We start from the raw sequence: 14,078 nt of genomic DNA, 5'->3' as shown, positions 1-14,078 counted from the left end.
GACAAACCTAAATAGCTAGCGCTTGGCGATAGTAATGAATCGCCTGCTCGGGTTCATCGAGTTGGCGGTGAACTTCGGCCAAACCTTGATAGCACTCGGCACTTGGGGCCAGCTTCATGCTTTGCTCAAATAACTCTTTGGCTTCGGGCCATTGTTGCTGTTGCAAATGTAACTGGCCAATTAAGCGCATTAATACTGCATTTTCTGGGTGCTTGCGGCGCAAGCTAGAAAGCTGCTGCAATAATGGATGAGGATCGTTTAAATGCAGCTCTGCTGCCACGTCGAGTAATTCGCTATCAAGATGGCGATTTATAAGGTCGCCGAGCAGCTGATACGCTGCTGCATTGTCGCCAGAGCTGATTAGCGCGCGGCAAGCCGCCGCAGCAATAGTCATTTGTTTCTTTTGCTTACGCGGCATGCCATTCCAGTGTTTAGCTACCGCATCCGAGCCTTGGCTATTGGCCAATTCCAAAAATAGGTTTTTGTAGGCACTAGATAACTCAACTTGATAATGAGCATTGTCGATTAAACCAACTTTTAGCGCTAACGGTAGTAAATCGATATAACGCTGCCAAAGGCCAAGCTCAGGTAGAATAGTAAGCAGCATGCGCTTTACTGCATCTTGCTTGAGGTTCTCGTGTGGCAGTTGTTCAATACTGCTTAACGCGGCGCTGTAGTTTTGTTGCTTGAGTTGCAAACGAGCCTGAGTAACCAATACCGCCGCATCGTTATTGGTAATACGAGTGGCTTGCTCTAAGTACTTATCGCGCTTTTTATCTTGGCCTTGCTCTTGAGCTGCTTCGGCAGCGGTTAAATAGTTAAGCGCTGGCGCATCACTTAAATTGGCGGCTTTACTAACTAATTTCTCCGCGTTTTGATAGTCGCCTCGCATCATCGCCAACATACCTTGTTGAGTATGGGTATTGGCCTTTTGCTTACGGCGGTGGCCCCACCAAGCGCCACTGCGTGAGAAACTTAACCATAACCAGCGGGCTAACCATAGGCTGAGCAACAAGACACAAAAGCAAATAAAGCTTAGGAATATTGCGCTGGTTACCGACATTTCGATGGTGTAGTTATCAAAAGCAATCAGCACATAGCCTTTGTTACCAGCAAGCTGCGGGCCTAGCGCCAGACCCAGCGCGATGCACACTAGAAGAATAATAATCTTGACCATTACTCAGCTCCTTCTAAGGAAGGCAATAAGCGTTGTTGGCGCTCTTTAATCGCTTGTTCGGCGGCGCCTAGGCTGCTTAGTTGTTCAGGCAGTTTATCGACAATTTCTAGTTGTTGTAGCTGCTTTAAGTCTTCAATCATCGCTTGAGCTTGGGAGTTTTGAATGAAAAATTCACTCACCCATTGTTCGGCGCGTTGTAATTTGGCTTTAAATAGTTCGCCTTGCGAGCGGAACAATGCCTGCTCGGCTTGTTGTAATTGTAGTTTCAGGTTTTCTTTTAAGTACCAAGCATGCTGTGGCTCAATAAGAGCCTCTACTTGACCATCGCGGCGGCGCACAGTAATAAAGTTTTCGCTAAACTTACGCCAGCTTTTGGCTAGATTGTCTTGCCAATCGGCGCTATCTGCGCTGAGTTGATTGTCTTTGGCGGCAACCACTTCGGGCAGTTCTATCTCGGCCAGTTGTAGGCTTTCTGCTTGCTGTAAAATACCTTCTAAACGAAAGGCGATGCCTTCCTTGTCGACCAGAGGGATGCTTTTAAGTAGCTGTACGTCGACATTAATGGCGCGGCGTAGTGGCAATAAATGTGGGTCATCGGCGTTGTTAATGCTGTTGTCCGCCTCGGTGAGTAGGGCGATGGCGGTAACTGGATCTTGCTCTAGCCACAATTTGTAAGCAGCTAATTGCAGTAAGTAGTTGGCTTCGTTTAAGCGCCAGTGATTGGCGTCTTTAATATTTAGTAATGCTAGCTGTCGCTCAATGGTTTTGCGGTTTTGCTCGGTGAGTTCTAGCTGAGCTTGCAAAGCGGCCATGGCTTGATTTTGCCCTGCAACACTTTGCGATAATTCACTGATTTGATTATTGCTGCTAGTTTGCGCGCTAATTAGGTTTTGTTCTTTAGCTTGTAACGTGGTTTTTAAAAGTTGTAGTTGAGTATCTGCGTGCTCCCTAAATTGGTGTCCATGCCAATATAAACCTACAGCAATAGATAGGCTGAGAATAATGGCAACAATGGCCAATATTTTTGCTAGTTTGTCGCCTTTGGCAGGAGCTGATGGTGTGTTGCTAGGGGGAGGCGCAGCGGCAGCGCTGCTGGTTGGTTGTTCTTTAGCACTGCTAGAATCGCTAATGTCGGTAGCCTTTGTTTGACTATCTGATTGTTTATTTTTGGTCATTTTCATTCCTTGCAGATGACTGCATTCGCGCTAACGCGTCGATGCAAGCCTTATCTGATGCGCCGTCGCACAATACTGTATGCATAAAACCTAAGCTGTTTGCGTATTCAAGCAAACGCTGGCTGGGTACCAATAGTTTGGTATTTTTTAGCCACCTTAGTTGCTTAGGTTCACTCATAAGGGTAGTAAGGTGTTTCAAAATTTCACCACTTGTCGCCACAATAGTGTTGATCTGTGACCGCCATTGATCAAGTTGTTGCGATGAATAGTGCAGCAATTGGCGTTGATAACAGGTGAGATAGTTAACTTGAATGGCTTGTTTTTGGAGCTGCTCTGCTAGCCATTCTCGGCCTTGTTGGCCACGCAGAATATGCGCCTGCTTAATACCTTGCAGTTGATGGTTAATTAGCTCAAGCATGCCTTCACTATCTTGGCGCGCAGGAACCTTAGCGTTTACGCCATAGTGCCGCCAACACTCGGTAGTGGCTTTACCCACTGCTAAGTATTGACAGTTTTGGGGCCAACTTAGGCCTTGTTGGCTGAGGTAGGTTTGGCAAGCCTCAACGGCATATTGGCTAACAGCGATAATGAGGCTGTTGCCATCAACGCTTTGAATCAGTGAAGGTAACTCGGCGATTTGCTCACTGGCAGTAATCTTAACCATCGGTGCGGCAATGGCATGATGGCCATTGACGTGTAACATGCTTACGCAACGCTGATTATGCGGCTCGGGCCGCGTTACAAGTACCTGCACCACTACCTCTTATTTTTTTTGGTAAACCGCCTTAAGGATCGGTTCAGCCCCCGCATCTAACAGCTGTTCAGCAAGCTGCAAACCAAGCTGTTCCGCTTGCTGGCTGCTGCCAGTAATGTGTTTTTCTATCACTGTCGAGCCGTCTACCGCACCCACTAGGCCGCGAACAAACAATTGATCATCTTTAAGCTCTGCGTAGCAGCCAATAGGTACTTGGCAGCCGCCTTCTAAACGGCGGTTCATGGCCCGTTCTGCGGTAACTCGTACTGCTGTTGCTGAGTGATTCAAAGGGGCAAGCAATGCAAGTAAGGCTTGGTCGTCGCTACGACACTCTATACCTACAGCGCCTTGGCCCCCAGCAGGTAAAATTTGCTCAGGTTCGATATAGGCTTTAATGCGGTCTTGCATCTCTAGGCGCAGCAAACCTGCGCTGGCTAAGATGATTGCGTCATACTCACCGGCATCTAGTTTGGCTAATCGGGTATTAACATTGCCACGTAAATCTTTGATTTGGATATCTGGACGTTGCGCTTTAAGTTGGCATTGGCGGCGTAAGCTAGAAGTACCCACAACCGCACCTTTAGGTAAGTCTGCTAGGTTTTGGTAATTGTTGCTTACAAAGGCATCTCGTGGATCTTCGCGTTGGCAAATGCAGTGCAAACCTAAGCCTTCAGGAAATTCCATTGGCACATCTTTCATCGAATGCACTGCAATATCGGCCAAACCTTCCAACATTGCTACTTCAAGCTCTTTAATGAATAGTCCCTTACCACCAATCTTGGCCAGAGGAGTGTCGAGTATTTTGTCGCCTTTGGTGCTCATTGGCAGAAGTTCTACTTCAATGCTTGGGTGGTGACGCTCTAACTCAGCTTTCACAAAATAGGCTTGCCACATGGCTAATGGACTTTTGCGCGTGGCAATTCTGACTTTATTCACAAACACTTACCTCTATTATTTATCCGGAGATAGTATCACCAGTTAGTTTATAGCCCAAGTAAGCATTGCTGGCTTAAAAATAGCCAAAAGTTTGTTTTAGCTTAGGTATTTGTGAGGGTAACTTGCTTAAAATATACCCACTAAAAGTGTGCGTATCTGTTTACCACTATTATACTAACTGTTAAGATGATCACACTTTAGTGATGTCTAAATTACATTAAATACAAACGCGATAAAGCTAGGTAACTTAAACTTGCGAGATACGATTGCCACTCTGTTAGAGAAGGCCAACCAAACTAATCAACAGCGGAAGCAGCTAGCATTGCAAACAATGCCAGCCGCTGTACAGCAGGTATTTGAACTGCTGCCTTCGATGTTGCATTACTCGCACCCTTGTATCCCTGGTTTTATTGAAGGCGACGTGCCTAGCGGCGTATGTCAATTTTCGCCAAGTGCGCGCCACGGCATTTATTTGCAGCAACACTTTTTATGTAGCCCAGAAGAGCCTGAGCAAACTGACATTCTTGGTTTGTATTCCATGGGCAGCACAGCCACGGTTGGTCAAACTGAATCTAGCGATTTAGATGTTTGGGTATGCCACAACACCGACCTAGCAGCAGAGCGAGTGGCTTTGTTGGCTGAAAAGTGCGAGCAAATCTCTTCTTGGGCCGCCCATCAGGGAGTTGAACTTAACTTCTTCATGGTGCAAGAGAACCAGTTTAAAACCGGTTCTATTAGCGAATTGTCTAAAGACAACTGTGGCAGTGCTCAGCATCTGTTATTGCTCGACGAGTTTTACCGTACCGCCCTGCCCTTAGCGGGTAAGCAGTTAGTTTGGTTTGCGGTACCTAGTGACTTAGAACAAAGCTACGACAGCTTTGTGCAGCAGCAATTTGAACTAGGCGTATTCAATCACCAAGAGTGGCTAGATCTAGGTGGCTTAGACACCATTCCTGCCGAAGAGTATTTTGGCTCTGGTTTGTGGCAGCTTTATAAAGGTATCGACTCTCCTTACAAAGCCGTGCTTAAAACCATGTTAATGGAAGCCTACTCGGCCGACTATCCAAGACCTAGCTTATTGGCGGTAGAAGCCAAGCGTTTAATGCAGCAAGGTGAAGAGTTTGGCCTCGAGCAAGATGCCTATTACTTGATGCTCAACAAGGTGACCCAATATCTAGAGTCTATTGAAGATTACGCGCGCCTTGATTTAGTGCGTCGTTGTTTTTACTTGAAGAACTGCGAATGTAGCCCGCTGCCTAGTGACTTGTTAGATGTGCGTTCTTTAACTTGGCAGCAGCGCTTTATGGCTAAACTGGTGAAGCAGTGGGAATGGCCGCAGCAGAAAATTGAGCACCTAAATTTACGCCGAGCCTGGAAAGTGCAAGACGTGCGCCTCGCTCACAGTGAGTTGCTTGATGCCCTGATGCTTAGCTATCGTAACCTCATTCGCTTCGCTCGACGTAATGACATTAGTGAGTCGATTAACCCGGAAGATATTGGCATTTTGTCGCGTAAGCTCTACGCTGCCTTTGAAAGCTTGCCGGGAAAAGTAACCTTAATTAACCCACAGATTTCTCCCGATTTATCGGAAGCGAACCTTAGTTTTATTCATGTGGGTAAAGGTCGCAGTTGCGCCGAAGGTTGGTATATATACAAGCAGCCTTTAACTGGCTTAGAGATCGTAGGCCAGCCTCCTTTGGAGCACGCCACCTATATTTCCAAGTTACTGGCCTGGAGTTATTTCAATCAGCTTAAGACTGATCAAACTCAGCTTAGCTTGCATACTCACCCGGGTGACTTAAATCTTGATACGCTGAATCAATTTTCCGAAGATTTACGCCGCGCCTTTCCGGTAAACGTAGATGCGGCAAGTAACCTAGCTCTAACTCGACCCTGTGAAATTCGCCACCTTGGGGTGTTTATCAACCTTGAAAAAGACCCTACCGCTAACTGGGGTGGCAAGGTGATTGAGTTTGATGCAATTTCTACCGATGTATTTAGCTTTGGTCGTGATTCCGATTGCTTGGTAGGCTCGGTTGATCTGGTCTACCGCAATACTTGGAATGAGATTAGAACTCTGCATTTTTCTGGCGACAGTGCGGTAGTTGATGCGCTCACAACTATTTTGGGCAAGATGCATCGTGACGCCAATATTCCCGAGCATATCGACGTCTTTTGTTATAGCGAGAACTTACAAGAGCAAATTGGCGCTAACTTTAAGCAGTTACTGGTAGAAAGCATTAAAAGCCGTTTGCAGCCTTTGGATAAGCGAATTGTTAAAACCATTGTTCTGGGCAGTGAAAAATACGGGCTGTTTATTGAAGATCGCGGCGTGTCGGTGAAGAAGCTAGAAAACGGCGTCGAGTTTTATCGTCAGCTTTCTAATAACAAATTGCAGCGTTTACCTTTGCAGCTAAATGCTGGCAATACCAAGAAAGTGCCTAATATAGTTGAAGCTCATGCCAGTGAAGGTTTGGTCCAATACTTCTTTGAAAACCTCACTACAGGTTTCAATATTTACATTGTGGATGAACATAATCGCATCGAAATGTATCAAGATTTTGAAGGTAGTAAAGAAGAGTTAGTGCAGGGCATTAACCGTTTTTACACCTCTTCGCGCGAGCAATATGGTACCCGTCATGAGGTGATTAATTTCAATTTGCCGCAGTTTTACGACATTGTTGCTGTAGACGGCCAGTGGCAGGTTGAATCTTACCGCAGTAGCTAAACGTTTTACTTCCTTCTGTTATAACAAACCTAATACTAACTTGCCGCTACCCCTAAACATAACAACACCGCTGTCGTTTATGGCTAGTGGCAAGTTGATCTTATTGCTGTAGGATTTGTTACTAGAAGCTCAGTTTTTCACCGCTTTGCTTGGTGATTGACTCTACCAACAAAGTCCAAAACTCGTTGCCACTTCTATTACATATCCACTGCTGTTCGGTTTCGTGCCACTCAAAGTGGTAGCCGCCAAACTTAGTGGCCAACCAAAGCTGATGCAAAGGCTCTTGTTTGTTAATCACCATTTTACTGCGGTTTTCAAACTCAAGTGTTAGCACGCCACCATTGATGTCACACTCAATATCGAAGTCGTCACTGTCCATGGTTTGCTCGATACGTTCAAAGGCATCATCTACTAGCTGGTGATATTGGCTATCATTCATCACAATCATCCTGTCCTATTGCTTTTCTTGCTTCGAATGCGGATTATAGAGGGCATTCAAAAAAGAATCATGGCTTAATCATGAACAAACAAGCAATTGCCGTTATTTTGCTAAGCATAGGCCTAAGTGGATGTGGTCAAAAAGGACCTTTAACCCACCCGCCAGCCGAGCCACAGAGCGCTCCCGAGCAAGTAACGCCAAGCGAGTAAGCAACGCAACACAATTAAGGACAGATCATTGGATTTTTTTAGTTATCAAAACGAGCAATTACATGCTGAACAATGCTCGGTAGCTGATTTAGCAAGTACTTATGGTACACCTCTATACGTATATTCTCGCGCCACTATTGAGCGTCATTGGAAAGCTTTTGATAAAGCGGCGGGCGAGCGTCCACATTTGATCTGTTATGCAGTAAAAGCCAACTCTAATCTTGCAGTATTGAACATTATGGCTCGCATGGGTTCGGGTTTTGATATTGTCTCTGGCGGCGAATTAGCCCGCGTGATTGAAGCGGGCGGTGACCCAAGTAAAGTAGTGTTTTCTGGTGTGGCAAAAACCGAAGCCGAAATCGCTGATGCGCTTAATCATGGCATTCATTGTTTTAATGTTGAGTCTGAGCCAGAGCTAGACCGCATAAGCAAAGTTGCCCAAAGCCTTGGCAAAGTAGCGCCGATTTCTTTGCGCATTAATCCCGATATTGATGCCGGTACTCACCCTTATATCTCTACTGGCTTAAAAGAAAACAAATTTGGTATCGCTATTGAACGCGCCCAAGAAGCTTACGCTTATGCTGCAAAATTACCGGGCTTAAAGCTGGTTGGGGTAGATTGCCATATTGGTTCTCAGCTCACCGAGATTGCACCGTTTGTTGAAGCTATCGACAAATTACTTGCGCTTATCGATCAATTAGCTGAGCAAGGCATTGTGATTGAGCACCTCGACGTAGGTGGCGGTTTAGGCGTTAACTACGACGACGAAGTGCCACCAGAGCCAGCTGATTACGCCAGTGCTCTTGCTGAGCGCTTAGGCGACCGTAAGCTTAAATTATTGTTTGAGCCAGGCCGTGCGATTATGGCAAATGCTGGGATTTTGGTGTCTAAAGTTGAATTCTTAAAAATGTCGGAGAGTAAAAACTTCGCCATTGTTGATGCGGCCATGAACGATTTACTTCGTCCTGCTTTGTACAGTGCGTGGCAACGTATTGTGCCAGTCATTAACAAGCCAGCACTCGCGACAGCAAGTTACGATGTTGTGGGCCCGGTATGTGAAACCGGCGACTTCTTAGGTAAAGACCGTGAATTAGCCATTGAACCAAATGATTACATTGCGGTGCGCTCTGCTGGAGCCTACGGCTTTACCATGAGCTCAAATTACAACTCTCGCTGTCGAGCTGCCGAGGTAATGGTAGACGGCGATAAGGCTCACCTAGTGCGAGAGCGTGAAGTACTAGAATCACTTTGGGCCGGCGAAACGCTGTTGCCTGAAGGATAAGCCAATGCTAGTAAACTTTACTAAAATGCACGGTTTGGGAAATGACTTTGTGGTTATCGACAATGTCACTCAAAACGTGTTTTTTAACCAAGAAGTGATTAGCCGTTTGGCCGATCGTAACTTTGGTATTGGCTTCGACCAGTTTTTGGTGGTTGAGCCACCTTATGATCCAGAATTAGATTTTCACTACCGCATTTTTAATGCCGATGGCAGTGAAGTTGAGCAGTGTGGCAATGGCGCCCGCTGTTTCGCCCGTTTTGTGGTTAACAAAGGGCTAACCAATAAACGCAGCATTGGGGTTAGCACCAAGTCTGGCAAGATAGTATTGCACGTTGAGAACGATGGCCAAGTCACCGTAAACATGGGTGTACCGGAGTTTGAGCCAAGTAAAATTCCGTTCAAAGCCAAAAAGGCCGAGAAAACCTATATTCTACGTGATGAAGAACAAACTGTGTTTGCCGGTGCTGTATCTATGGGTAATCCCCATTGTGTATTGGAAGTGGATGACGTTGCTCAGGCACCATTAGAAACCTTGGGCATGCGTTTAGAAAAACACGAGCGTTTCCCACAAAAAGTGAATGTGGGTTTTAGCCAAATTATCGACGATAAAAACATTAAGCTGCGAGTGTTTGAACGTGGCGTAGGCGAAACCCTAGCTTGTGGTACTGGTGCTTGTGCAGCTATGGTAGTTGGGCGTCAGCAAGGTAAATTGTCAGAAACTGTCAATGTAGACTTGCCCGGCGGACGTTTACGTATTCAATGGGCTGGTGAGGGCCAACCGGTAAAAATGACCGGGCCAGCAACAATGGTTTTTGACGGCCAGGTGCATATATGAGTGAGTTCGACCTATCCCAGCCACTACTAATCGATGAAACTTTGGTGGTCGAGTTTTTGCTCGATAACCCAGACTTCTTTGCGCGTCATCCTAACCTTATCAAACAGCTGCGTTTACCGCACAAAGAAAAGGGTGCGGTGTCTTTGGTTGAGCTGCAAGTTCAGCGCTTGCGAGACAAGGTGCTGAGCTTAGAGCAAGAGATTACCGATTTGATGAGCGTAGCCAGCCTCAACGAGCGCATATACCATGTTTACGTGGATTTACTGCCTGACTTAATGGCTTGTGATTCATTTGCTGAGTTACAGCATCGCTTAAGTCGCGCCTTAGTGGATGATCTTGGGGTAGAGCGAGTATCGTTGCGCCTAAGCCAACAGTTTAATCTCGAAGACTTATCACCAGAATATGGCCTAGAGCAAGAGCAGATTGAACGGATAAGAGTGACCCGCTTGAGCCATCAGCCGCATTACTTTGGCCGTATGACCAAGGGCGAGCTTGAACTACTCTTTGATAACACTGATGACATTGCCTCGGTAGCGTTAATGCCTCTGGGTCACAATGCCGAGTTGGGTTTCTTTGTGGCTGCGAGTCGTGACGCTGACCACTACGTTGCCGGTATGGACAGTTTATTACTCACTCAACTATGTCAGGTTATCAGCAGTTTGTTATTACGCTTAGTTCCTCTTCAATCTGAGCAGTAACGGCCGATGATGCAGGATGATATAGAACGCTTCCTTCACCAACTCGAAGTGGAGCGTCGCTATAGCCCTGCTACCATTAGCTCCTATCAACGTAGTTTATTGCAACAAGCTAAACTCCTCGAAAACCTTGGTTGTGAAACCTGGTCACAAGTAACCAGCGCCAACGTGCGAGGTGTGTTGCTCAAGCTTAAAACCAGTGGTTTATCGGCGCGTTCAATGGCTAATAAGCTGTCGGCCTTACGCAGTTTTTTTAAGTACTTATTGCAACAACAAAAGGTCAGCTTTAATCCAGTAGTTGGTGTATCCGCACCTAAGCAAAGCAAACCTTTACCCAAAAATCTCGATGTAGACTCGTTGAATCAGTTGCTCTCTATGGAGGGGGATGATTTGGTAAGTAGTCGTGATTTAGCCATGATGGAATTGTTTTATGCCAGCGGTATGCGTTTAGCCGAATTGGTTGGCTTAAACGTTCAAGATATCGATTTTAAGCAGCGGCAGGTTATTGTTACCGGTAAAGGCAATAAACAACGCTGGGTGCCCTTTGGCAGCAAAGCCGAACAAGCGCTTAAACATTGGCTGAAACAGCGTCGATTATTGGTGATGGATGAAGAAGAACCAGCGCTGTTTGTGAGTGTAAGGCAGCAGCGTATTAGTCATCGCACAGTGCAAAAGCGTTTGCAGCACTGGGCGCAACAAATGCAGTTATCGAGTACTTTACATCCTCACAAATTACGCCATTCATTTGCTACTCATTTGCTAGAAAGTAGTGGTGATTTGCGGGTGGTTCAAGAGTTATTGGGTCATGCTAATTTGGCCACCACTCAGGTTTATACCCATCTTGACTTTACCCATCTAGCCACCAGTTACGATGCCGCCCACCCGCGAGCAAAACGTAAATCTTAAGTGAGTGATTCCATGATTTTCTATCGAAGTTGGTCACCGGTACAGGCACTATCCTTTGATTTAGACGATACCCTCTATGACAACTGGCCCTATATCATGCGCGCCGAACAATGGTTAATCGACTACCTCAAAGACCAAGTGCATGTAACTGCTCATCTCACTGCCAGCCAATGGCAGGGCTACAAACGCCAGGTGATTAAACGTAAGCCCGAGTTGAAGGGTGATGTTAGTGCCTGCCGCGTTGCTTGGTTAAGTTTGGCTTTTACTGAGCATGGCATGGCGGAAGCTGAAGCCAGTAACTTAGCCGAGAATATCTTCCAAGAGTTTTTAGCGGTACGTAGTGATTTTGTGGTACCGGCAGAGAGCCTTACTTTGCTGCAAAATTTGGCGAAACGTTATCGACTAGTGGCGATTACTAATGGCAATGTGGATATCGCTAAAATTGGCTTAGGCGGTTTGTTTGAGTTAGAGCTTAAAGCGGGTGGCGAGTTTAAGGCAAAACCGGCAGCAGATATGTATTTGTATGCTTGTCAGCAATTACAACTGGCTCCGCAGCAAATTGCCCATGTTGGCGACCATTGCATTACTGATGTGGCGGGTGCGACCAAGGCTGGTTATCGCTCCATTTGGCTTAATCAAAACAGCCAGCAAGCCCGAAAACTGCAAGCCCTTCCTGATATTGAAATAAGCCAGCTGGCACAACTGCAACGCCTGTTATAATATACAGGTGTTTTTACCCCTCAAGAGAATTCCATGGATATTTCCGAGCTGTTAGACGGCCTTAATGAAAAGCAGCGCGAAGCCGTCGCTGCCGCGCCAAGCAATATGTTACTTCTGGCCGGTGCGGGCAGTGGCAAAACACGGGTATTGGTGCATCGCATTGCATGGTTAATGCAGGTTGAGAATGTATCGCCGCTATCTATTCTGTCGGTAACCTTTACCAACAAAGCCGCTGCTGAAATGCGCTCGCGAGTAGAAAAACTGGTGGGCAGCCGCTTCCAAGGCATGTGGATGGGCACCTTCCACTCCTTAGCGCACCGCTTGTTGCGAGCTCACTACCGTGATGCCGGTTTGCCAGAAGATTTTCAGATTATTGATTCCGACGATCAATACCGCTTGTTGCGCCGCTTAATTAAAGCTATGAACTTAGATGAAAAGCAGTGGCCAGCCAAACAGGTGCAATGGTATATCAACGCGCGTAAAGACGAGGGGCAGCGCGCCGAACATGTTGATTACAGTAATAACCCAATTGAGCGTCAGCAGTTAGAAATTTATAAAGCCTACCAGCAGGCTTGTGATCGTTCCGGCTTGGTTGATTTTGCCGAGCTGCTGTTACGCGCTCACGAGTTATGGTTGAAGCAACCACATATTTTGCAGCACTACCAACAACGTTTCCGCCATATTCTGGTGGACGAATTTCAAGATACCAACACCATTCAATATGCATGGTTGCGGATGCTGGTTACCGACAATAACAACATCACTATTGTCGGTGATGATGACCAATCTATTTATGGTTGGCGTGGTGCAAAAATTGAAAATATTCAAAGCTTTGAGCTAGATGTGCCTAAGGTGAATACAATTCGCTTAGAGCAAAACTACCGAAGCAGCGCCAATATTCTTAAAGCCTCTAACCAACTGATTGAAAATAACCAAGGGCGCATGGGTAAAAGCCTATGGACCGACGATAAAGAAGGCGAGTTAATCTCGATTTACACCGCCTTTAATGACATCGATGAAGCGCGCTTTGTGGTAGCGCGTATTCAACAGCGAGTAGAACAACACGGCGCAAGTTTGGCAGATTGTGCCATTTTGTATCGTAATAATGCCCAGTCGCGGGTATTGGAAGAAGCCTTGATGCAAGAGCGTTTGGCCTATCGGATTTATGGCGGTTTACGCTTCTTCGAGCGCCAAGAGATTAAAGATGCACTGGCCTACTTGCGGTTGATTAGTAACCCCCATGATGACGCGTCCTTTGAGCGAGTGGTAAATACCCCAACCCGTGGCATTGGCCAACGTACTATTGAGCTGCTGCGCCAAGCGGCTCGCGAACAGCAGCTAAGTTTGTGGCAAGCAGTAGATTATTGCTTGCAGCACAATGCCCTGTCTGGTCGGGCTGCCAATGCGGTAAAACAGTTTGTTGAATTGCTTGGGCAGTTAAAGCTGCAAACTCAGGAAATGGTCTTAGGTGAGCAAACCGATTATGTGATCAAAGGCTCTGGCTTGTTGGCGATGTATCAGGCCGAAAAAGGTGAGAAAGCCCAGGCGCGGGTAGAAAACTTGGATGAACTGGTTACCGCTACTCAGCAGTTTACCCAAATGGAAGAAGACCAAGATCTTTCTCCTTTGGTAGCCTTTTTATCTCACGCCGCCTTAGAGGCTGGTGATAACCAAGCAGAAGCCGACGAAGCTGCTGTACAGCTAATGACCTTGCACAGCGCCAAAGGTTTGGAGTTCCCAGTGGTGTTTTTAGTGGGCGTGGAAGAAGGCATGTTCCCAAGTCAGCAGTCAGCAGAAGAGTCGGGTCGCTTGGAAGAAGAGCGTCGCCTTTGTTATGTAGGTATGACTCGCGCTATGGAAAAACTCTACCTCTGCCATGCAGAGAGTCGTCGTTTGTGGGGCAAAGAAGTATTCCATCCACCGTCGCGCTTTTTACGTGAGTTACCTAGCGAATGCTTGGACGAAGTGCGTTTAAATACTGCGGTAAGCCGACCGGTGCAACAAGGGCGCTTTTCTTCTCAAGTACAACAAGCGGCCTTTGACGACAGCGGTTTTAACTTAGGGCAACGGGTATCGCACCCTAAATTTGGCGCAGGGATTGTGCTTAATTATGAAGGCTCTGGTCAGCAAAGCCGCGTACAAGTGCAGTTTGAGGAAGCTGGTGCCAAGTGGCTGGTATTGGCTTATGCACGGCTAGAAGCCCTATAAAGTTAGATCTACTC

13 protein-coding genes are annotated in these 14,078 nt (G+C 46.5%); 8 read left to right on the top strand and 5 right to left on the bottom strand.

What is annotated here, in order from left to right:
* Positions 1 to 7 precede the first annotated feature (7 nt).
* The 4 genes from K5609_RS20635 to hemC are packed head-to-tail and all read right to left on the bottom strand — an operon-like array spanning position 8 to position 4,042.
* Complete coding sequence (locus tag K5609_RS20635; RefSeq protein WP_221075264.1) at positions 8 to 1,177, bottom strand: heme biosynthesis HemY N-terminal domain-containing protein; 1,170 nt, start codon at positions 1,175 to 1,177, stop codon at positions 8 to 10.
* On the bottom strand, positions 1,177 to 2,352 hold the full coding sequence (locus K5609_RS20630; protein ID WP_221075263.1) for a uroporphyrinogen-III C-methyltransferase: 1,176 nt from the start codon (positions 2,350 to 2,352) through the stop codon (positions 1,177 to 1,179). Before K5609_RS20630 ends, K5609_RS20635 begins: the two co-directional genes overlap by 1 nt.
* Entirely contained in the window at positions 2,339 to 3,106 is a 768-nt protein-coding gene (locus tag K5609_RS20625) for a uroporphyrinogen-III synthase (protein WP_221075262.1), read from the bottom strand. The genes K5609_RS20630 and K5609_RS20625 overlap by 14 nt, the downstream gene beginning before the upstream one ends.
* A 9-nt stretch (positions 3,107 to 3,115) precedes the next feature.
* The gene (hemC, locus tag K5609_RS20620) at positions 3,116 to 4,042 is read right to left on the bottom strand and encodes a hydroxymethylbilane synthase (RefSeq protein ID WP_425514827.1); all 927 of its coding nucleotides are present in this window, start codon (positions 4,040 to 4,042) and stop codon (positions 3,116 to 3,118) included.
* A 253-nt stretch (positions 4,043 to 4,295) separates the two neighbouring features.
* On the opposite strand from hemC, the gene K5609_RS20615 reads away from it, so the two are divergent.
* Positions 4,296 to 6,770 (top strand): class I adenylate cyclase, encoded by a 2,475-nt coding sequence (locus K5609_RS20615; protein WP_221075260.1) that lies wholly within the window; start codon positions 4,296 to 4,298, stop codon positions 6,768 to 6,770.
* A gap of 121 nt (positions 6,771 to 6,891) precedes the next feature.
* Here the strand turns inward: K5609_RS20615 and cyaY are convergent, their stop codons facing one another.
* Positions 6,892 to 7,215, bottom strand: coding sequence for an iron donor protein CyaY (gene cyaY, locus K5609_RS20610; RefSeq protein ID WP_221077324.1), 324 nt, complete (start codon positions 7,213 to 7,215; stop codon positions 6,892 to 6,894).
* A gap of 74 nt (positions 7,216 to 7,289) precedes the next feature.
* Between cyaY and lptM the strand changes: the two genes are divergently transcribed.
* Genes lptM through uvrD form a run of 7 tightly spaced genes read left to right on the top strand, consistent with a single transcriptional unit; the run spans position 7,290 to position 14,064 of the window.
* Entirely contained in the window at positions 7,290 to 7,418 is a 129-nt protein-coding gene (gene lptM / locus K5609_RS20605) for an LPS translocon maturation chaperone LptM (protein WP_163130142.1), read from the top strand.
* 28 nt (positions 7,419 to 7,446) lie between these two features.
* Positions 7,447 to 8,700 carry a diaminopimelate decarboxylase gene (lysA, locus tag K5609_RS20600; protein ID WP_221075259.1) on the top strand — a complete coding sequence of 418 codons (1,254 nt, stop codon included), beginning with the start codon at positions 7,447 to 7,449 and terminating at the stop codon, positions 8,698 to 8,700.
* A 4-nt stretch (positions 8,701 to 8,704) separates the two neighbouring features.
* Positions 8,705 to 9,535, top strand: a complete 831-nt coding sequence (gene dapF / locus K5609_RS20595; protein ID WP_221075258.1) for a diaminopimelate epimerase — start codon at positions 8,705 to 8,707, stop codon at positions 9,533 to 9,535.
* Positions 9,532 to 10,233, top strand: coding sequence for a DUF484 family protein (locus K5609_RS20590; RefSeq protein ID WP_221075257.1), 702 nt, complete (start codon positions 9,532 to 9,534; stop codon positions 10,231 to 10,233). The genes dapF and K5609_RS20590 overlap by 4 nt, the downstream gene beginning before the upstream one ends.
* Positions 10,234 to 10,239: 6 nt before the next feature.
* Complete coding sequence (gene xerC, locus K5609_RS20585) at positions 10,240 to 11,136, top strand: tyrosine recombinase XerC (protein ID WP_221075256.1); 897 nt, start codon at positions 10,240 to 10,242, stop codon at positions 11,134 to 11,136.
* Complete coding sequence (locus K5609_RS20580; RefSeq protein WP_221075255.1) at positions 11,137 to 11,856, top strand: HAD-IA family hydrolase; 720 nt, start codon at positions 11,137 to 11,139, stop codon at positions 11,854 to 11,856.
* A 33-nt stretch (positions 11,857 to 11,889) separates the two neighbouring features.
* Entirely contained in the window at positions 11,890 to 14,064 is a 2,175-nt protein-coding gene (gene uvrD / locus K5609_RS20575; RefSeq protein ID WP_221075254.1) for a DNA helicase II, read from the top strand.
* Positions 14,065 to 14,078: the final 14 nt, after the last annotated feature.

It is taken from the genome of Agarivorans aestuarii (genome assembly GCF_019670125.1).
In the GTDB taxonomy this organism is placed as follows: Bacteria; Pseudomonadota; Gammaproteobacteria; order Enterobacterales; family Celerinatantimonadaceae; genus Agarivorans; species Agarivorans aestuarii.
Note: the sequence above shows the minus strand (reverse complement) of the source record. Positions and strands in the feature narration are given on the sequence as shown.